At 40.4% G+C, this 19,421-nt stretch carries 18 protein-coding genes and 2 pseudogenes (1 of these 20 running past the window's edge); 7 read left to right on the top strand and 13 right to left on the bottom strand.

Annotated features, from left to right (window positions below; all coding sequences use genetic code 11):
• Window positions 1-420, top strand: partial view of a M23 family metallopeptidase gene (locus tag MF1_RS05310; protein ID WP_161510628.1) — the 3' end only. Its footprint begins 1,587 nt before the window's first position; only the last 420 of its 2,007 coding nucleotides appear in the window; its start codon lies beyond the left edge, outside the window; the stop codon is at window positions 418-420.
• 231 nt (window positions 421-651) lie between these two features.
• Here MF1_RS05310 and MF1_RS05315 read toward each other — a convergent pair.
• The 4 genes and pseudogenes from MF1_RS05315 to MF1_RS05330 all read right to left on the bottom strand — a co-directional run.
• A pseudogene (locus tag MF1_RS05315) lies at window positions 652-971 on the bottom strand (HlyD family secretion protein); the annotation flags it as partial.
• 195 nt (window positions 972-1,166) lie between these two features.
• A complete protein-coding gene (locus MF1_RS05320; protein ID WP_161510629.1) occupies window positions 1,167-2,591 on the bottom strand; it encodes a sensor histidine kinase in 1,425 nt (474 codons plus the stop codon).
• A 225-nt stretch (window positions 2,592-2,816) separates the two neighbouring features.
• Window positions 2,817-3,372 (bottom strand): annotated as a pseudogene (locus MF1_RS05325) (RNA polymerase sigma factor).
• A gap of 8 nt (window positions 3,373-3,380) precedes the next feature.
• The gene (locus MF1_RS05330; RefSeq protein ID WP_011179752.1) at window positions 3,381-3,584 is read right to left on the bottom strand and encodes a NepR family anti-sigma factor; all 204 of its coding nucleotides are present in this window, start codon (window positions 3,582-3,584) and stop codon (window positions 3,381-3,383) included.
• 168 nt (window positions 3,585-3,752) lie between these two features.
• On the opposite strand from MF1_RS05330, the gene MF1_RS05335 reads away from it, so the two are divergent.
• Window positions 3,753-4,547: a response regulator gene (locus MF1_RS05335; RefSeq protein ID WP_014924419.1), complete on the top strand. Its 795-nt coding sequence runs from the start codon at window positions 3,753-3,755 to the stop codon at window positions 4,545-4,547.
• A 20-nt stretch (window positions 4,548-4,567) separates the two neighbouring features.
• Entirely contained in the window at window positions 4,568-5,581 is a 1,014-nt protein-coding gene (locus MF1_RS05340) for a sensor histidine kinase (RefSeq protein ID WP_042995600.1), read from the top strand.
• Window positions 5,582-5,822: 241 nt separating this feature from the next.
• Here the strand turns inward: MF1_RS05340 and MF1_RS05345 are convergent, their stop codons facing one another.
• Complete coding sequence (locus MF1_RS05345; RefSeq protein ID WP_042995459.1) at window positions 5,823-6,563, bottom strand: DUF4167 domain-containing protein; 741 nt, start codon at window positions 6,561-6,563, stop codon at window positions 5,823-5,825.
• Between the two features lie 828 nt (window positions 6,564-7,391).
• Here MF1_RS05345 and MF1_RS05350 point away from each other — a divergent pair.
• Together MF1_RS05350 and MF1_RS06650 are read left to right on the top strand one after the other, a co-directional pair.
• On the top strand, window positions 7,392-8,333 hold the full coding sequence (locus MF1_RS05350) for a formate dehydrogenase accessory protein FdhE (protein ID WP_161510630.1): 942 nt from the start codon (window positions 7,392-7,394) through the stop codon (window positions 8,331-8,333).
• Window positions 8,334-8,588: 255 nt separating this feature from the next.
• The gene (locus MF1_RS06650) at window positions 8,589-8,798 is read left to right on the top strand and encodes a hypothetical protein (RefSeq protein ID WP_174235337.1); all 210 of its coding nucleotides are present in this window, start codon (window positions 8,589-8,591) and stop codon (window positions 8,796-8,798) included.
• A 208-nt stretch (window positions 8,799-9,006) separates the two neighbouring features.
• Here MF1_RS06650 and MF1_RS05360 read toward each other — a convergent pair whose 3' ends face one another.
• Together MF1_RS05360 and MF1_RS05365 are read right to left on the bottom strand one after the other, a co-directional pair.
• Window positions 9,007-9,450, bottom strand: a complete 444-nt coding sequence (locus tag MF1_RS05360) for a hypothetical protein (protein WP_161510772.1) — start codon at window positions 9,448-9,450, stop codon at window positions 9,007-9,009.
• Between the two features lie 864 nt (window positions 9,451-10,314).
• Entirely contained in the window at window positions 10,315-10,560 is a 246-nt protein-coding gene (locus MF1_RS05365; RefSeq protein WP_161510631.1) for a hypothetical protein, read from the bottom strand.
• A gap of 331 nt (window positions 10,561-10,891) precedes the next feature.
• Between MF1_RS05365 and MF1_RS06965 the strand changes: the two genes are divergently transcribed.
• Together MF1_RS06965 and MF1_RS05375 are read left to right on the top strand one after the other, a co-directional pair.
• On the top strand, window positions 10,892-11,260 hold the full coding sequence (locus MF1_RS06965) for a hypothetical protein (protein WP_042995461.1): 369 nt from the start codon (window positions 10,892-10,894) through the stop codon (window positions 11,258-11,260).
• Between the two features lie 50 nt (window positions 11,261-11,310).
• Entirely contained in the window at window positions 11,311-11,763 is a 453-nt protein-coding gene (locus MF1_RS05375) for a hypothetical protein (RefSeq protein ID WP_161510632.1), read from the top strand.
• Between the two features lie 974 nt (window positions 11,764-12,737).
• On the opposite strand, the gene MF1_RS05380 is transcribed toward MF1_RS05375, so the two are convergent.
• The 6 genes from MF1_RS05380 to MF1_RS05405 all read right to left on the bottom strand — a co-directional run bounded on the left by MF1_RS05380 (window position 12,738) and on the right by MF1_RS05405 (window position 19,216).
• Entirely contained in the window at window positions 12,738-13,709 is a 972-nt protein-coding gene (locus tag MF1_RS05380) for a phage tail protein (RefSeq protein WP_161510633.1), read from the bottom strand.
• Window positions 13,706-14,830: a tail fiber domain-containing protein gene (locus MF1_RS05385; protein WP_014924429.1), complete on the bottom strand. Its 1,125-nt coding sequence runs from the start codon at window positions 14,828-14,830 to the stop codon at window positions 13,706-13,708. The genes MF1_RS05380 and MF1_RS05385 overlap by 4 nt, the downstream gene beginning before the upstream one ends.
• On the bottom strand, window positions 14,827-15,288 hold the full coding sequence (locus MF1_RS05390) for a hypothetical protein (RefSeq protein WP_014924430.1): 462 nt from the start codon (window positions 15,286-15,288) through the stop codon (window positions 14,827-14,829). The genes MF1_RS05385 and MF1_RS05390 overlap by 4 nt, the downstream gene beginning before the upstream one ends.
• Before the next feature lie 169 nt (window positions 15,289-15,457).
• Window positions 15,458-16,918 carry a hypothetical protein gene (locus tag MF1_RS05395; protein ID WP_161510634.1) on the bottom strand — a complete coding sequence of 487 codons (1,461 nt, stop codon included), beginning with the start codon at window positions 16,916-16,918 and terminating at the stop codon, window positions 15,458-15,460.
• Between the two features lie 267 nt (window positions 16,919-17,185).
• Window positions 17,186-17,881, bottom strand: coding sequence for a hypothetical protein (locus MF1_RS05400; protein ID WP_161510635.1), 696 nt, complete (start codon window positions 17,879-17,881; stop codon window positions 17,186-17,188).
• Between the two features lie 216 nt (window positions 17,882-18,097).
• Window positions 18,098-19,216, bottom strand: coding sequence for a N4-gp56 family major capsid protein (locus tag MF1_RS05405; RefSeq protein ID WP_042995463.1), 1,119 nt, complete (start codon window positions 19,214-19,216; stop codon window positions 18,098-18,100).
• Window positions 19,217-19,421: the final 205 nt, after the last annotated feature.

Below are 19,421 nucleotides of genomic sequence, written 5' to 3' on the forward strand. Positions count from 1 at the left end.
CGCATGCACACAGGCGTTGATTGGGTTGCACCAAAAGGATCACCCATTATTGCGATCGGAGATGGTGTTGTCATAAAAATGGGTGTAGCTGGCGGCTATGGAAACCATACAGAAATTCAGCATACCAATGGCTATGTCAGCAGTTATTCACACCAAAGTCGCTATGCACCAGACATCAAACCGGGCGTTAAAGTACGACAAGGGCAAATCATTGGATATGTCGGATCAACAGGAATGGCAACCGGTCCCCATTGTCATTTTGAAATTATTGTCAATGGTGTAAAAGTTGACCCCATGCGCATCCGTTTGCCTAACAGTAAGACTTTAACCAATCAAGACTTGCAAACATTCCTACGCGAAAAATACAATATTGATTCGTTGATAAATAGCCCAGTAACACCATCCGAAAATACTTCTTAAACCGCACAATATAACCTAAAGAGGTTTCTTTCTTTGAATTTTTTAACAAAAATAAACACCGTAAAAAATCTTCCATAGCAAAAGCGAAAACAATGAAGCCTTTGCTTACCATTTTTTCAAACTCTACGAAAATCTCATATCAGTGATGAGGTCTCCTATTGATTTTCTGCTCTTTGAAGCTATCGCAGCAAAGTAACAAAACTTTGGTGAGAAGCTTCCTCTCTAGAGGCTAACATGTTCTGGAATAGAAATACGTCCTGAAATGCGTGAGATAATTCGGATGAAGTTGCCGATGACCTTTTGTAGAGGGAGGAGGGAAAAATAGCTCCTGTTGTGGATGTGGTCGAAAAGCACTGTTCCTGTCAAAACATCTTTTTGAAGGCATCAACAGCAAGAGAAGCCGCTTGTTCAGCATGAATATTTTGTAACTGTATTTCTTTAGAGATCGCTTCAATATAAAGTGTATGGAGAGGGACGAGCGCCGCAAGACGTTGACCATTCACAACAAAATCGCCTGTTTGCGCTGTTAAATTTTTGATGATTCCATCGAAAGAAGTTCATATAATGGGGTGAATTAAGAAAGAACGCATCAGCAAATTTTTAAAGTGAGCACTGCATGAACATTCACTCATAATGGGCATGACACTCAAAACACATCCACGGAGACTCAAAGAAGCAATCATGCCCCCTCTTCTCCCCAAAAGAAAAAGAGAAAAAAACACAAAAAGGCTGGCAATTTTTTAAAATCAAGCAGATGCTTCTTTTGAATCATTGGTACTTAATTTCGGCAAAGGAATCAAAATCTTTGTGCCACCCAACGCAGAAGTTTCAAAAATTGGTTTCTCACCAAATTGCATACAAAGCTGTTCAACAACCACCCGACCAAGACCTGTTTTTTGTTCTGAAGTTTGGTGCTTCATGCCCACACCATTATCTTCCACAATCAGCATCAGTTGTCCATCTTCCTGAGGACCAAATGAGATATAAATATGACCAGAGCGCTTATCAGGAAAGGCGTGTTTTAAGGAATTTGTCAGCAATTCACCAAGAATAATTCCGAGTGTTGTTGCATCTCTTGAAGACAACCGACATTCTTTAAAGGAAGTATGAATGGTGATATTTTCGCGCAATTCAAAAGGCACTGCTAATTCAACATCATGCACCACAGAACTGAGAAATTCTGCCAATAAAGTTGTTTCCATATCATCACTCAAACGCAAACGGCGATGCGCCGTGGATATTGTCTGGATACGGTCCCGTGCAGCCCCAAGAACAGAACGCACTTCTTCATTTGTGCTTCGATTTAATTGTACACCAAGCAAAGAAGAGACTGTACCAAGAGAATTGCCAATGCGATGGCTGGCATCTTGCAACAACATTTCAACACGTTGCCGTTCTTTCTCGGCATGATTGCGTGCTTTTTCCAATTCCTGTGTGCGTTCTTTCACACGTGCTTCAAGGGCTATATTCTCACTATGAAGTAACAATTGATACATTTTTAAGGAGCGTACATCACGGTGAAAACGATTAATGACAAAATAAGCCGAAACAAAAGTACTTACGACAGAAACAATAGCCGCCAATGTTAAAGCAGCCCGCATAAGTGCGATGTTCTCGCGCTGTTTTTGCCGCACCACATCATCTCCATTAATAAAGCTTGTCATCAACTGGGCTAAACGCGCCACTTGAATCTTTGGAATTTCAGAGGAGAAAGAGGGTTGGGAAGATTGATCAGGAAGTGCATCAAGAGCAAGCATATGGTCATTCATAAAAGCTTTGCGTGCTTCGACCTCTTTTTTAAAAGCATTAAACCATTCATACCATTGCGGATGTGCGTAAACAATAAGTTCCGTATACTTGAGAATATCATCAAGACTACGAACAGCATTTTCAAAGCGCGCTCTGTCTTCCGCCTTGCGGGTTTTTGCATAGCTACGATCAGCGACAGCCATATCGATCAAACTAATGAGCACTAAATCAGCCTGTTCGCGCAATTCTGAGCTCGTATTCAACTGTGCAACTTCGCGATCAACGGCGTTTGAGAGCAGTATAATAAAGGTGGAAGCCAAAAGGGCCATAACAAGAGAAACAATAATCGCGACCCAACGCCAACGTGATATTGTTGAATCAGAAGAGGATATTTTAGGAAGCAAATTTGTCTTTGTTGTCATAAAATTTCCATTGGCGAACCTGAAAATCGTCATTTTTCAGCACAAAAGAAGACTCCCTTACGGTGTCATAGTGCAAAAAGCCCGATGGATACTTTCATACAAGCTTCCCTTATTTCCCCTAAAGATCACGCCAAACACTATGCATTCCTTAGATGCTGACTTTACTCTAATAGCTATAAAGGGAATAAAAAAAACAAGGCTTTTAACCATAATTATTATGCTTTTTTAGCCATTAAATGAACATAATGTACTTTTGGCCGAATAAGAATCGGGCCCATAATCAGATTCACCTATCCACTTTGAGAAGTTCTTGTAAGCGATTCCGCGCTCGACTAACACGGCTTTTAATCGTTCCAATAGCACAGCCACAAATAGCTGCAGCATCTTCATAGGAAAAACCAGATGCACCAATGAGAATAATGGCTTCTCTTTGATCAGCAGAGAGCATATTTAAGGCTTTTTTAAAATCCTGCAAATCAAGCGATCCATATTGAGCAGGATGAATAGCCACACTTTCGATAAACACACCATCGCTGTCTTGAACTTCTCTTCCCCGTTTGCGCATTTGACTGTAAAATTCATTGCGCAAAATCGTAAAAAGCCAAGCTTTGAGATTGCTTCCCATTTCAAAACTATCCTGCTTGGCCCATGCTTTCATAAGAGTGTCTTGGACCAAATCTTCGGCTTTATCGTGCTTGCTACTCAAAGAAATAGCAAAAGCTCGCAGAGCTGGTAGAACCAAAAGGAGTTCCTGCTTAAAGTCTTTTACGCCCTCCATCATAAAAGGATTCAAACCTTTTCTGCATTGTTTAAGCCAAATCGTTCTGCTTGCTCCAACCTCTCCAAAAGCTCGAGCAAACGTGCAGGCAGTGCTTCTTCCTGAATTTCCAAATAAAACTGGCGTAATTTCCGTGCTATTTCGCTATTGACCCCGAGAAGATCATCTCCAAATGTAAAGTGATTGGTGAGATTTTTTTCATCACAGTCGTTCATTTTTTGTCCCCCTAATCCATATAATATCACTAGCAGCTAGAACAATTTTTCGCCTTATAGTTGTAAATATGGTTGTATGTAAAAAGTTCCATACGAACAGAGGAACTTTTTCCTCTGTTGAGGATTTCAATCAACAAAATGCTTCAAAGGTCAAAGGAGTTATAAATCATGTCATTATCAACGCGCATCGCACCGCATCTCCCCTATCTTCGACGTTTTGCCCGATCTGTCACAGGCAGCCAATCATCTGGTGATGCTTATGTATCAGCAATGTTGGAAGCACTGATTGCTGATATTTCTATTTTTCCAAGAGCATCTAGTGACCGCATCGGCACCTATTGGCTTTTTTGCCACCTTTTTGACCAAACAACGCCTAATATACCCGAGCCACTGCCACAGTTTGGTCTTGAACAAAAGACCAGTGCAAAATTATCGTATCTTACACCACGTGCACGCCAAGCATTTTTGTTGATTGCCGTTGAAGGATTTAATGAACAAGAAGCCTGCGAAATCATGAATCTTGATGCGAGGGATTTCCGTAAGCTTCTCAATCAAGCATCGATTGATATTTCTCAACAAATTGCCACACAGGTTATGATTATTGAGGATGAGCCTCTTATTGCGATGGATATTGAGCAAATGGTCGAAAGCTTAGGACATCAAGTTGTAGGGATAGCACGAACCCGTAAAGAAGCTGTCGTAATGTATCATCAAAAAAAGCCACGGTTGATTTTAGCTGATATTCAATTGGCTGATAACAGTTCGGGTATTGATGCGGTCAATGACATTTTGCAAAATGACCGTATACCGGTGATTTTTATTACCGCGTTTCCTGAAAGATTACTGACCGGAGAGCGTCCAGAACCAACTTTTTTAGTTACCAAACCTTTTAATCCCGATATGGTGAAAGCGCTTATTTCACAGGCTTTATTTTTTAAAGAGAATGCGTCCAAAGCTGCTTAGAACAGGGTAACATGCTGATCATGATCGTTACGCCTCTTCCAACGCCACCCATGGATAAATCCCATTTGAGCGCTCTGATGCAAGCGATCCGTAGCGCTGATATTTGTGTTTTATACCAGACAACGAATCTGGTCTATTTATGGGCTGAAAATCTTCCCAAGCATCTGCACAGTAAATGGCGAGTGGGATGTCGTGACAGTGATTTTTTTTCGCTCGATCTTGCGGACAATATGGAAACAATCAAATTGCAGGTTTTAGCCACAGGAAAAATGCAAACCATTGAAGCACGGTTTGAGGATATGGCCAAACAAGTGATTTGGTATAAATTTTCTATTGATTGCCACTGCAACGATAACGGAGAAATTGTTGGTATCATCACCACTGGAGTTGATATTTCAGGATTACGCCGACGTGAACAAGTGCTAAAAATCCTCCTTCGTGAAGTCAGCCACCGTTCTAAAAATCTTCTGGCCATCATTCAAAGTATTGCCAGCCAAACCGCACGCTATACTGAATCGCTTCAGGTTTTCTTACGCAAATTTCAAGGACGGCTCCATTCTCTTTCACATTCTCAAGATCTGATTACTGCTTCTGATTGGCGTGGTGCCCAATTTCGTGAATTGGTTCATTCGCAAGCTTTGGGCTATTTGATAAAAGAAACAGAACGTTTTTCACTTGAAGGCGTGGATCCTTATCTGTTTCCGAATGCCGCTTTGCATATTGGTTTGGCTTTTCATGAACTCATTGTCAATTCTCTTTCTTTTGGGGCCTTATCACAAGAAAAGGGAAGTGTCTGTGTGCGTTGTGAATTGCACACGAACATAAATGGAACAACACAACTCCTTATCACTTGGAATGAAAATTTTGCAGCAGGAACCATTCTCTCTAACGAAAATAAAGCCTGTTTTGGCAGTGCTGTCCTAGAAAAGATTGTCCCTGTTTCTGTCAATGGTTCAGCTTCCTTAAACTTAACAGAAGAAGGGATTGTTTATTGCCTGTATGTTCCTGACAATTACTTTGACATCTTTTTTTAAAAAAGCGTTTAAAACACTTTAGAACGAAAAAGCAAAATAGCCCCCCAGCAGAGTTCTCTCACAGCCACCGTTGTCCTGTACAAAGACATTTTCTCCCCACAATCAGCCTCTTGGACTTCGCCTCTAGAAGCTAACCCCCTGAAACGCATCCTCTATAACTAGCCTGCTCGATAAAGCCGATCCTCCTAGAATTCAGCCCAAACGGCACATCTCCACGGGCTTTTAAACAACGCTCTCTTGTTTAAACACTTTCCTCTGCCGAAGATGTCATAACCCGGCGCCGGCGCGGTTTTCTCTTTATCTCTTCACCTAATCCAGGCAAAGAAGCAACTTTTTCTGTCAACGCATTGCCGTTCTCACAAGTCTCAGGCGTTGCTTGTGAAAGTTCAAGGGATGATTCTTCTTGAACACGCACAGCACGCCGACGTGACGATCGACGGATTTTTTTGACAGGTTCAGCACTCTCTTCAGCAATACATTGCTCTTTGTTCGTTTTTTCATCCAAGAGAGCAGCACTCACCTCTACCGCATCATCAGCCGCACACCCATTTTGTGTCTTCGTGTGTCGACCATTCCCATTTTTTTGCAACTGTGTTTGTGATACGCTCTTGTCACAGCTGACAATGTCTTTTTTCTCACCTTCAGCGTTTATTTCACAGCACTCTTGCTCACTGTTTTCATCGCGATTCTCATCACGGCGAACAGATTGGGGCGTTTGCCCAACCGCTGCCAGAATAATACGCAAGTAGTGTTCAGCATGTTGTAGATAATTTTCCGACATAACGCGGTCGCCAGCACCCTGTGCATCACGAGCAAGACTTATGTACTTGTCGGCAATTTGCTGAGCATTTCCACGAATCTTAACATCCGGACCGCTGCTTTCATAATTCCGAGACAATGGGTTAGGGCCGCGACGATTATTATTATTACCATTGTTATTATTATTACGACCGCGTGCCCGTCTATTTTGTTGTGGCCTCATCTTTATCCCTTTTGGAGTGTGTGTATGTTTTAATGACTCTTCTTCACGCATTATTTTCGATAATGTTGATCGTGTTAAAAATACGGTTATCAGGCTATCCGCGTTTTATTTCACTTAAATGATACCTACTGATATTTGATAAAGTATATATTTTTGAAAATCACAAAAACAGCAGGGAAACCGTAAGCCTAAAACTTTCTCTTTCTCTGCTAATCAGCAGAAACCTAGTGATGTTCACCTAAAATGCCAAATGTTTTTTTTTAAAATAGACCATATTTCACTAAAAAATAACCATCTTGTGGAAAAATAATAAAAAAATGAGAACACACATCCAAAATCCTAAGCAAATAAACAACATTTGCCAGAAAAATAGGCATGTGCCAGAAAAATAGGTGTTTCTCTTTTTATTCTAAAACCACCGATATTAAAAAAGCCGATATTTCCTACCCTTCGTGCACTTAGCTCACAAACACTTATCCCCCAAGTTACTGCGCGAATGTATTGATTATATAAATCATAGTCTCTATTTTATGCTAAAGCAACCCCCTCTTGTAAAAGACAATTCTGAAAAACAATTCACGACCGCTTTACAAGACCTTCTCACATCTATAGATAGATTAATATGAGTATTATTCAAGTCCTATGACCATCATTAGATCTCACTTCTTGCCCACACCGGCCAACAAACAGCACTGTAAATTTTTGACTCAGTTTCATGGGATTTATCAATGAATTGGATCTTATAATTGATGACAAGCTCAACGTAAAAGCCAAGTGTAAAAACAAAAAGCAGAAAAACATAGGCTTTTGAATAAAGAAACGACCAACATGGCACGCCTCCAAAAAAAATTAGGATCCCCTCAAAAAACAGAATCTGTGAATAAGCATGGTATCACGCATTCTCCTATTTTTGTCATACTTCCTGATAAGGACACTTTATTTGCAAAACGAGCACAACGTTTTGCGCATTTAGCTAAAAGCATTCCAAACAAAGAGTTTTTACTTTTTTTCGCGCATTTTTGTAACGCCCAACAACAATCAATTGAAAAATTTAAAGATTTTTCCGTACCTCTAAGTCGTTTTGGTACAACCTCGACACCTTTTTTTGATCGATCAAAATTATTAGCTTTGGGCTTGTATAACAGCATTGTTAGGGATTTTCTGAACTCTCTGTCAACCTCAACATTCTCTAACCAAGCATTCTCGGCAATAAGGCACAAAGCCATAAACAGCACGCAACAGAAAGAAGATCAATGGCGCTTGTGGGGAGAAAATCTGTTAAACTCTCTGCTTCCTCAACAGCAATTAGCAGAACATATTTTTATCATCGGCACGTTGCAAATTATGTACTCTCTTGCTGCTTCACAGCTTGATGCTCAAAGCTTATCTCTACAACCAAACAACCTCTGTCCTGCTTGTAGCGGCACGCATACTTCCAGCATCATTATCGGCAAGAAAACGCACGAAACTCTAAGAGTTTGTTCTTGCCTTTATTGTAGTACCCTTTGGCACATCCCACACACCCAATGCACTTTTTGCCAAGCAAAGCAGAAGGTTTCCATCTGCACTGTCGAAAACACTCCCGATGGCATTTTATTTGAAGCCTGTGAGACATGTGGACAATATTGCAAACAACTCAATTCCCACAAAAACCCCACAATAGATGTTTTTGCTGATGACATCGGCACCCCCACACCTGATTTTCTGCACCAAGGCTCTTCTCATTTTAAGCATGGGAACTTCAACCCTTTTTTACAATACAAAAGGTAACCGGATTTTGCTCTCAAATAAACAGCTAATGGGCAACAAACCTTTAGAGATCCCCTTTTCCCGGCAGCTGTCGCACAGCTGCCGGAAATCTATGGAGCAGTGATGAAGAACGCTGACTTTTCCCCCAGGGAGATGTAGCACCCCCTTATTTCTTCTCACCTAACTTGGACGCCAACGAGCGTCAGAGCTGCCTTTATTGTTAATAACAATACGGCAGTTTTATGGTCTGTATTGAAATGTTTTTCAGATTAAAATGTGCAAGCTGCCTCACAAGAAAATCAGAAATCTTCATTGCTTTCTGAATCGAAAGCAAAAGAGTGTGCTCTTGCCGGCAACTTTTCATCTTTCCTGCAGACGATAACCATGAAGAGCGAGAATAACGTTCAGCCTTTATCTCTTCACCGCCATGGTGTTTTACGCTCTCTTTCAAACCAAGAGATAAAACGCCCAACAACACTCGATTGAAAAATTTAAAGATTTTGCCGTACCTCTAAGTCGTTTTGGTACAACCTCGACACCTTTTAAAGAAAGCTTTTATCAAGCACCCATCATAACTTTAAAATCGTTACTTAAAAAAGGCGTAACCTTTAGAAAATAGAGATGTTCTTTGAGAGCACAGCTTTTGTCTTTCGTTCATCCAACTTCACCTACGTTTAAATTTCTGCGTGAAAATTTAAAAGTGATTACGCACCTTATTTTTTTCATCCTCTCTTTCATTGAGCAAACAATCCCGTAAGAGAAAATAGTTTCCATCCCCTGGTCGCACCATTTTCACACATTTTTTCTTTGCAGTTTCGGAAAGCATGTCCCACATTTCACGAATTGCAAAATAAGCTTCACTTTCCAAATTAATACAGTGCTGATAAACTTCTTTCTTTCTATCAGATGTCACTGAAGCAGCAATTTCCTTGCAATACACGCGTAAGTCAAAGACTGGAATAGTTAATTCAACAGGAATTTGTTGTATCACGTAGTTCTTGGAAGAAAAATAACTGACAATTTTTACAACGCCAAAACAAAAAGCTAACGCACAAAAGAGCAGCATGCAAACAAAAGCGATCTTACGATATAATTTTTTGAAATAAGCTTTTTGCCTCGTGCGGATTCTTTTTTCAATCAAGACCGTATCCTTTAATATCTCAAGATAAATTTTTACAGAAAAAAATGAGAGAAGTATCAATCCACACAATACATGTCGTAGCAGCAGATTATCAATCTTTTATGTGAAAATACTTCTTTTTCTCGATGCCCTGAACATTTCTTATTTTCTTTGCTGTTTGCAACTCTTTTCAGAAACTTTTTGCGTTGACTTTATGAAATAGAGTACAGAAACATTATCATAAGACTTTTTTGATGTAAAATCCCCTGCAAGTCATATGAGTCATTTTCTGATCGAGAGAAACAAGCGTTGTTGAAGAAACACTGCCATTTTTGGGTACCAATAATAGCATGTTTTGTCGCTCGCCTATCACGGCTTTGAGAATATGGCAAAAGATTTCACTTTGCCTTTAATACTTGTCCACCTCACATCCAAAACTGTAGAAATAAACTCCCTTCCTGCTTTTTTTGTTTTTGATGCCCCCTCAAGAGAAGAGATAAAGCTCTTTTTTTAAAAAAAGAACGAGACATCATCAGAAGTGATGATATCCCTTTGCAATGCTTTATTGGGAAACTTTTTAATAGAATGAGAGAATGATGATTTTTGTCTTTTCCAGACTTCATCACTATAAAAACAGGAAGACTGGTGAGGACTGCTTTATCATAAAAAGGCGTTTTTAAAATGGCTCCCAAAAACATAAAATTTGGAAATTATAGCCCTCCTTTTCCAGGCTATAAACCTGAAGAGAACATCATTCAATTTAAAAAAACCTGACAGCAATACTCTCTAACGAGATCACCTAATTTTTAGAACTTCTCAGGCTTCTTGGGTAATGGAGTGTCAAAATGGAAAAAATAACCAAGATGAGCGATTTCTAACATTTTACTTGTTTTTGACATTTTCAAGATCTTGGAGGATCGTTTCTAATTGTTTTTCCAAAGCATCCATGCGTTCCAAAATTTTCGTGATATTTTGGCTCTGTTTTTTATAAAAACGTTCGATGTCTTGATGCATTTGGTTCAACAGTGCATTTAAAGGAGCATGTCCCATTCTTCCGCTGGCATAAAGAACCACGCGAATATGTTCAGGATCATCGATATCAGCGATAGAAAATGGAAAAAGTGCCATTGTATTCTTTCCTTTTAATAAACGCTAAACCAGCGCTATGAATAGATTTCTGTGCATTTTTATCAACAAACTTTTGTAGCATGCAGCCCCCCAGGCAAAACCCATTGAGAAACTCTTGAAAAAAATTTTTCTCTATCGAAGATATTACGACCCGGCATCGATATGATTTTCTCTGAATCTCTTCACCCAAGCAAAGGGAAACTGGAACCTAACCTTCCAGAATAAAGTCCAACTGGAACAAAGAAGCTTTGAAAAAGTTTTGCAGTAAGAAAGCCGCCCACAGCTACAGATTGCACTCCATATTGTCATCCTCTCATTTAGAAAGTCTTTTATGAATACCCTTGTTTTTATCCTCTTAGTGGTTTCATGTACAGATGATTTTAACAGCTGTTATTCTAACAATACAATGGCTAAAACCTACCCAACAGCTCAAGCATGTGAACAAGCCATGATACCATCTACCAAACAATTTGCATCTTATGGGCAACAAATCTTTGCTCAATGCACAAAGGCACATGCAAACCTCCACAAACAAAAAGTAAATCTGATCTGGTCCGTGACAAACCGAGGCAACTTCCTGCTTAAAAGCCAAAGCACCAATGATACTTATATACCCGCAGTCCATGAAGCAGATGTTTTGACCACATCATCCCCTCTTCTACGCCCTGCCCCTATAAACTTCTTGTATAAAAACCCTTAAAAGAATAAACTCATCTCATTCTAAGAAAACAATCAATAGAAGAATGCAGCATGGTGAATAATAAGCAGATTCATACTTCAAAAGACCATCATACAGAGCAAGGTGCTCCACTGCCTCAAGACTTCCCCTTAGACCCTGCAGCAGAACGTGTGAGAAAAAAGCTTATGCGTTTCATGATTATTTCCATTTCAATAACGCTCATTCTTACCCTTACTGTCTTGTCTTTAGCTGTCTACAAAATAATAGCAACAGGATCAGCTCCAAAACAAACAGCTAGCTTTTCCTCACACAGCAAAAATCTAGAAGTTGCCCACCATACACTTTCCTTACCGGAAGGAACACAGATTTTGTCACACAGTCTTTCAGAACACAATATTGTGTTAAAGATCTTAACGCCAGACGGGAAAACGAAATTCATGATTTACAATTATCATACTGGAGCACCTATCGCTATCCTTTGTGTTGAAACACCAAAAGAAAAATCGACCACCCAACCCCATTAAACTAGCAACATTTCACAAGTGTTTAAACAGTGCTCTTTTGTAAACAGTGCTCTTTTGTTTAAGCATTTTCCTTTGCCGAAGATGTTATCACCCACCATCGACGTGGTTTTCGGAAGATTTCCTCACCTAAGCAAAAGTAAACAGGAAAGCACCCTTTGGAAAGCCACCAGCTTGAAACCAGTCCACTGGAACCAAAGAAGGAATGCACCATATAACCCCTGCGCCATTCTATCATTCACTGTCAAGTTTTCCGGTACCAATATTTTTCCTCTTAAGCCAATTTTCAGCAAGTAAAAGCAGTGTTTCTTAAGGGATAGTTGGATCGAACCCAAACATCTCCCACAGGTCAACTTCATATAGATATCTGTTCTGACAGAGATACCGTCCATTTAAAAAAAACATGGAAAAACGAGCGGCGGAAATTTCTTTGCGCACCCTCCCTCTCATTGTTTATCAAAAGAGGCAGTGGGTCATTATCCTGTATTTTCTTACCATCACAAGCTTCACGAAATACACGTTACAAATCGCTCCAAAAACTTTTATGTTTCATGCCCTACCAACATTGTCAAATCCGCATTCAGAATTTTAAATGCCCCCTTTTCTCTGAGGGCCTCTTTTCTTGACAAATTCTTCTTCCGAAAGGCAAAATATTGCCTCTTTGAATAAAAAAGAGAAAGACTTCCTACACACAAAGGAGTCTTTGCTTTCTCTTTTGTACGCCAATGGCAAAAGCTACAAAAAGATGAGGAACCACACATCCCAATGCTAAAAAAATCATTTTACGCATCTCATTTCTCCCCGTTCAATGACATTGAATCTGTCCAAGATATGAGGGTGAAATAAACTAAGGATGCATTTTCCTGCACCTTAAAAGCCTCTCATCAAGCTTCGTACAAGATATCTTCTCCCGCCTCTTTTTCCTTAAGGAAAAACACCCGAAACAATTTTTTGTCTCTTGTTAAGAGTTTTAGTTTTCACGCTTTAACAGCATAAACAACTGCCACATTGACGGGACGCGTTTCATCTCCTCCTGTTTTTTTCAAAGAGATCTTATGTTCATGTGCCTCTGCAGACTTTGTCTCCCAAACCTTATTTTTATTGGGATGATTATAGATGGCCTCCCACCCATTTGTAGAAGCAATAATATCTACTAACTTAGTGTAAACATCATATTTATGCGTATGCTCACCGGCACGCTCTGTTGTCCCTTCATGGGTATGAGCTTTAAAAGAATCTTCTTGTTTAGTTCCCAGACTGCGTTTTTTATCAATCCCTTTTCCGCTATCGAGCCCCCGCAAAAACATTCCCCGTAAATCGGGAACATTGAATGTTGTTTGGCCATCTCCTTTTCCCCATGTTTCACCAAGGGCTTCAAAGAGATCAGCATATTCCTTGCGTGAATATTCTTTACCATCGCAAACAAGCCAACCATCAGGCAGTTTTTCCATAGCAAAAGTGCCAATAAAGCCGGATGGAAAATTGTCTTTATCGACGGGATTGGTTAAAAACCAACCATCAGTATTTTTTCCATCGATGTTACGAATGTAGACAAGCTCATAAAGACCACCAATTTGAATTTCTTGCCCTTTTAAGGGTGCTATCCCACTCTTAGTTATCTTATACACAGGCTGCATGGGCAATTGTTTTAAAGCAATATTTGTTATTCCCCGATTTTGCTTTTGTGCTTTGAAGCGCACAACAATACCGTCCATATAAGCCTCAATAGGAGAGTTTGTGATCAAACGAATAGATGTTTTATCCTCATTGATTGTAAACTGTGTCTCCATCACTCCCCCATTATCCAATAAATATTCTTTGATGCGCTGCATCATAACGCGAGCGCTATTATTGACTGAACTTGGAGGTTGTCCTTCTGCCCAGTTTATATTCACATCGGCATAAGCATTTTCGGCGGCCTCAAGCGACCAATTATAAATCGAACTCATAGAATATATCCTCTTTGTAAAAAACGAAAACGAGCAAAGATCGAAGAAAGAAAGCGAACGATTTTATTTTTAGACGCTGTGATTTTCTCTATTTGCAAACCAATTTTACGATAATCGACATGCAATAATTTGGTTTTTGCATTTATATAAACAGCATCGGGCTTCAAACGCAGCACATCTTGGGCAATGACACCACGATAAAGTTGAGGATCTCCCTTATAGTTAAAGATATAAATTGGATAACCATTTTTTTCTCCTATGGGCACAATATTTTCTTTGGCTCTGAGATCGGAAAGGCCTAGAATTCCTCCCATCAATCCAAGCAACTGCTGGATATCGCGGAATGGATCTTTTGTGACGGAAGGCGTTGTTATTACTTGTCCTGATTTTGTTCCGTAATCACCGGCAGCTTTTGTTCCCAACCTTAACAGCCTTTCTAATTGGTTCCATCCTTGATTATCTTTTTCTAACCATTTTTGGCGCTCTGCATCCAAGATGCGTTGGCGGTTTTCATCTTGGATCAATCCACCTTTTAAAAGATTGCTTAGTGCATTGCTTTGTCCTTGAAAGTAGCTGTTTGCTGCATTAATCTGGTCACGCAATGAGCTATCAATCATCTGATTAGCATTCATCATATTATTCACATCTTGATTATATTGCTGGGCTTTAGCCTGAGTTGCCAATGTGCCGAGTTCATCGGTGAGTACCCCGGTATGGGCACCAGATCCATAACGCCCAGCTCCAGCCATAGATTGATTAATGGCCTCGGAAGTTTTGCTGAGTGCATTTTGTAACGCAGCATCAAATTTAGTATTTTGTCCAATCAAGTTTCCCTTCGCCATATCGAGAAGATTCGTAGCAGTTTGGGTTGGACCATTAAACCACTGTGTTAATGCTGGATTGTTATACTGACCAGCAGCCTTTTCTAACCCGGCGATAGCATTTTTTGTCGCATCGCTGAGCCCCGCTACCCGCTCACCCTCATAAACATTTCCGCCAATTCCTTTATTATAAAGGTCGAGGGCGTCAGCACTCACTTTTTTAAGGATCTCTTCAGCCCAAGCGGGTGGTGCATTTGTTTGTGTTGTTGTTTGGACTTGAGGTGTTGTTTTTTTCCTCATGTGACAAGAACCTTTCTATAATGAATAAGATTACGACAATATCCGTGATGGGCGAGCATTTTAGACCATCCAGACCTTCCAAACATATGGACTTCTTCGGCATTGATTGTTCTCGCCCATTCTTCGACTTTTTCGATCGATTTGACCAATTTCAGTCCTCCCTCTCCAGCGAGATCTGAAAGAACAACACGTTTTTTTCCTGTATGTGTTATTTCAACTTTGGTAATGGCAAAAGCGCTAAATTGGGTTTTGTTTTTTAAGATCAGCCACAATTGTGCCCTGCCAGTGGCCAGTTCTTGAGCGATTGTTTTTAGGCAAACATCATCAGGAAAGCGCTTAGCATATTTTTTTAATGCAGCATTTATAGGATCTTTGAATTGTGCAATTTTTTTCCATGACCATTGATCTGTCAGATAAGCAGAATAAAGATTTTGATTTTCGTGTTTGCATTTCATCATTTTCGCTCTTTCAGCTTTTTGGTAGCGCCTTCTCTAACGACTATAAAGCCAGCAGAGGCATTGTTTTCTTACGCGCTGTGCTTAACAGCTTTCTTTTTTTAAGAGGAAGTCTTTTAGCGCATATATGCTTTTTTAAGGGGGTCCTGTTATCGCCATCGTTTTTAATGGTTTATCGTGTCCCAGCGGACTTCAACTCAACATCGAATCCGGTTACATGAGACCAATTCATGCCTTCAGGGATTCGCAATTTAAAGCGATAAAATCGTGCCCTTGCCCGTGAATGGATTTGGCCGGTGTTATGAGAAGGCTTTTTTTCTGGCAACCAAATAGTTTTTTCTTCGAGTGCTTGACGAAAGCGCATTCCCACAGACAAATAAAACTCTGAGCTATTGATTTGAGGCATAATATTTTTCACGCGTGTTACCATTCCATTTGTCTGCCCCATTTCTTGTGAAGTGACCACACAAGCCATAGGTGGCCCAGAAAACGAACCGAGTCTTCCCTGATGATCAAATGCACCAAGGATAGGCGATTCATTTTTCCAAGCTTTACTGTCCAGAGACAAGGATAAATCATCAAGACTCTGTGTAACGTTATCGAGTCCTTCTAAAGTAGTTCCCGTCAAGAAAATAGGGAGAATCAGTTTGATGTCGACAACCGCTTTTGTCCATTTTTGCAATCCCCAATCGTAAATGAACAAGATACGTTTGACATCATCATCGGTATCGATCATCCAATAAACGCGGTTATACACTCCATCGATAGCAGCAGAGAGATTATACCTATTACTCTGACCGAATTTTGAAGTTATGGTTCGATCAACTTTTTCGAACCCAATTGGTATAATCTGTCCGTCTTTTGTCATCTGATAAAATCCGCCTTCATCAGCAAAGAAGGCCAGATCCCCTCGACAAACGATAGATTCAGAGTTTTTTGCGCCCCGTTTATCGTGGATTTTTTGGAAACTGAAAACAATCTTGGATCCAGGGATAAAAGAGCCTGCATAGATTGCAGACCGCATAAAGATGAGTGGATTTGTTGTTTCGGTTGCGCCTTGCACGAACCCTCCATCGGGAAAATCTTGAAAATCACAGCTTTTTTTCCCCACGGTCCAAAATTCAGCATCGTTCAACCCCGACCAATGGACACGTCTTGGATGCTCGGTCAATTTCATCAGACAAACGAAATCGCCCCATACCCGAACGATTCCGGCTTGTGGTGGATTTCCTTTTAAATTTCTAAATCTTTCGTCATGATTAATGTCGATGACTTGTGGTTTATCATTTGCGTTGACAGCAATGACATAATCGCCAAACAAAGCAAAGGACCATGGAGCATGGATATTTGCGGAATAAGGTTCTCCTTTTCTGCTGATATCTTTCCACTTCATGTTTAGATTATCGAGAAGGTAGATTTTTTTTTCTGTTCCCACGATAATCGACACGCCATTTTTTTCTCTCACAGCAATAGCGCCTAAAATTGGATCAGGGCAAGATTCTGAAAAAGGTTTAAAGCCGGGCATAGGAATATAGGAGCCATCAGCTGGCAACAGGTTGATAAGCTCATCGGTAAAAGCGCCATTAAGATCAGCGACGTCGGGCCGATAATCAGCAACTGGAAGAAAAGCCATTGAGAACCTCATGAAAAGAATATTTGAAGAACCTTATCCGTGGGATGTATCAAATCACTAAGGCTTGTTTTTATTTTAACAGCAAGAGCCCCTGATAATGGGATCAGGACAAAACTCTGAAAGAATTGTAAAGCTCAGGCCTCTATACAGTAAGTGGGCATCAAACAGACTGACAAGCGCATGAATAAACTCTTTCTGTCAGCAACGCTAAGTCAGGTATCAATGCCCGGGATGATGCCAGTCATCAAGAACTGGAAAAAAATTCCTTTAAAACCTCATTGGCAGAATATGTGCCGAGTCTGTTCTGCGTGAAGTTTCAAATCGCAAAGCTTGGAGCTGTTCTTGAAAGTCTTTGAAAGAAACAGCAGCATATTCAGGATCTTTTAGGATGTTTTTGTAGAGTTCGTATTTTGCACGTGCTTTAATGAGATCAAATGCATGCATCAACCAAGGATTCCCCTCCTCCATGAGCTGTTCATCCCCAAACCAAAGTGGAAAATAAAAAAGATGCACAGTTTCAACATCTTGTGGTGTTGGAAAGAGTCCTATTTTTTGCTCAAGGCAAGTATAAAAGAGCGGTGTTCCCTGCAAAGGCGGTGATCCATATTGTTGTTGCAAGGCCTGGATGGGTTTATGAAACAATTGTGTTTGTGTTGCAGCCTGTATTCCCAACAGGACAGCTTCAAGATTTTTTTCTGATTGAATAAAAATCCCCTCTTCTTGCCCATACCATGTTTTTCCACTTTGTGTTTTGAATGTCGCCTCTCTTTTTTTATTAAAGAAAAAGGGTTCGCGTTCACACAAACGCAAAGCGGTAAGAATGGAATCTCGAATTTGAAGGGAATACTCAGCTGTTGTATCATCAATTTCATCTTGAATAAGCGCGACCATATCAGAAAAAGTTTTAGCATGGTCTGCCTGCAAGAGCTTGGGATGATTGGATTGAGTTTGGGAAACGGTCATGACAAGTTATAATCCTTTTGCGTATGATGCATTTTAGGGATTACTCCTCCTCCCCAACAGAAAAGTCTGTTGAGAAGAAGAAGAGGAAAGCTTGCAGCTTTCCTGCTTTTAAAAATATTCTCATTGCATCTTTGCTTTGAGATGTTTTATTTCTCTCGTTCCTGCTTTGAAAAGTGTTCTCCCTGCACTTCCCTGCACTTTTGCGTTGAGAGGTTTTTAAAGGAGAGTTCCATAAGTTGGGATTACGATGGTGCCGAAATCTTGAGGCCCTTGTGTGGTTCCTGGTAACTGGAAGCAAGTTTTTTTCATCCCGATAATGGTTTTTGCGGCGACTCCAAACTCACGTTCATAGTCGAAAAGTTCTTCCACCAATTTATAGCGTGTTGCTCCCCGATCTTTTCCGAAAGCGATGACAGCACTTTGTGCCCCCAAGAGGACAGCTCGGCGTACATTTGGGACAGGTTTGTTTGTTGTCCCTGACTCGACTCCTTCCGTAACATGTTCAGCTTCGCGCAAGACGACCCCATTGTACATCCCAAGGGACCCATCATAGAGAGGATTTTTGATACGGCTTCCACTATAGATTGCCTTTGTAATGTCGAGCCATTGGCCGGCCTCTGTATTTGTTCGCAATTGGGTAACCTGTGTTGGATGCAGATAAAGCACATAGACATTTTCGCCCTCAACTCGCACAGGTCTAATTTTTGGATTTGCCAACTTTGCACGTTCGACAGCTTTATCGATGAGCTTAAGATCAAAGACATCGTTTTCTTGCAATTCTTCATCTTTTGTTTTTCCATTGGGGCGCATGATGCGTTTATCGGTTGGTGCGGTTGGAGTATTAAATCCGTAATGGACAGGTTTAAGTGTAATGGTCCGTCCTTCAAAGTTAAGAGATTTTGCGGTGTATCCACAAACTTGAATAAAGAACATCATACTGAGACGATCAGCATACCAATCAACCAAGCCATTTTTGGCTTCAGTCCGCAAATCATGAAGAATCCGTTGCTGATCGATAGTGCCTTCATTTTTGACACGTACGGCGTGAACGAGTTCATTAATTGCCAAGCGATCATTGAGAAATTGTAAGGCTTCTTCATGGCCTTCGAGCACCTGTCCTTCACTCACGCCATCACCGAACAGTTGCACGCGCAATCCAAAGCTAATCGCATCACCACTTGCTTTATTGGTTTCATCTTTTAATTGTATAATACTGTTGGAGTCCTTTCCGATCAACGGAGCAATAGGAATTGCTTTTGAGACTTCCTGATTTAATAGTTTAGACCATGTGCGAACTGCCATTGGGTCATTCAGTCCGATATAAGTTACGCTCATTTTAACCTCTTAAAATTATTGAAATAAAAAAGCCGGCAAAACGCCGGTTATTGACATTCCCCATTTTTTGTTTTCAAATGGCGGACCATTTTTTCTATGTTTTGTATGGTTTTTGTTTGTAGCTTTTCCCTCCCCCTTTGAGAGATTTGCTCTCTCGTTCCTGCTTTGAAAAGTATTCTCATTGCATCTTTGCTTTGAGATATTT

Origin of the sequence: Bartonella quintana (assembly GCF_009936175.1) — a bacterium.
Taxonomy (GTDB): Bacteria; Pseudomonadota; Alphaproteobacteria; order Rhizobiales; family Rhizobiaceae; genus Bartonella; species Bartonella quintana.

Excerpts from the sequence above, each read along its gene's own strand:
- MF1_RS05375 (WP_161510632.1), top strand. The coding sequence starts at position 11,311 with ATGGTGAATAATAAGCAGATTCATACTTCAAAAGACCATCATACAGAG.
- MF1_RS05380 (WP_161510633.1), bottom strand. The coding sequence starts at position 13,709 with ATGAGTTCGATTTATAATTGGTCGCTTGAGGCCGCCGAAAATGCTTAT.
- MF1_RS06965 (WP_042995461.1), top strand. The coding sequence starts at position 10,892 with ATGAATACCCTTGTTTTTATCCTCTTAGTGGTTTCATGTACAGATGAT.
- MF1_RS05405 (WP_042995463.1), bottom strand. The coding sequence starts at position 19,216 with ATGAGCGTAACTTATATCGGACTGAATGACCCAATGGCAGTTCGCACA.
- MF1_RS05335 (WP_014924419.1), top strand. The coding sequence starts at position 3,753 with ATGTCATTATCAACGCGCATCGCACCGCATCTCCCCTATCTTCGACGT.
- MF1_RS05320 (WP_161510629.1), bottom strand. The coding sequence starts at position 2,591 with ATGACAACAAAGACAAATTTGCTTCCTAAAATATCCTCTTCTGATTCA.
- MF1_RS05385 (WP_014924429.1), bottom strand. The coding sequence starts at position 14,830 with ATGAGGAAAAAAACAACACCTCAAGTCCAAACAACAACACAAACAAAT.
- MF1_RS05330 (WP_011179752.1), bottom strand. The coding sequence starts at position 3,584 with ATGAACGACTGTGATGAAAAAAATCTCACCAATCACTTTACATTTGGA.
- MF1_RS05365 (WP_161510631.1), bottom strand. The coding sequence starts at position 10,560 with ATGGCACTTTTTCCATTTTCTATCGCTGATATCGATGATCCTGAACAT.
- MF1_RS05395 (WP_161510634.1), bottom strand. The coding sequence starts at position 16,918 with ATGGCTTTTCTTCCAGTTGCTGATTATCGGCCCGACGTCGCTGATCTT.
- MF1_RS05400 (WP_161510635.1), bottom strand. The coding sequence starts at position 17,881 with ATGACCGTTTCCCAAACTCAATCCAATCATCCCAAGCTCTTGCAGGCA.
- MF1_RS05340 (WP_042995600.1), top strand. The coding sequence starts at position 4,568 with ATGATCGTTACGCCTCTTCCAACGCCACCCATGGATAAATCCCATTTG.
- MF1_RS05345 (WP_042995459.1), bottom strand. The coding sequence starts at position 6,563 with ATGAGGCCACAACAAAATAGACGGGCACGCGGTCGTAATAATAATAAC.
- MF1_RS05390 (WP_014924430.1), bottom strand. The coding sequence starts at position 15,288 with ATGATGAAATGCAAACACGAAAATCAAAATCTTTATTCTGCTTATCTG.
- MF1_RS05350 (WP_161510630.1), top strand. The coding sequence starts at position 7,392 with ATGGCACGCCTCCAAAAAAAATTAGGATCCCCTCAAAAAACAGAATCT.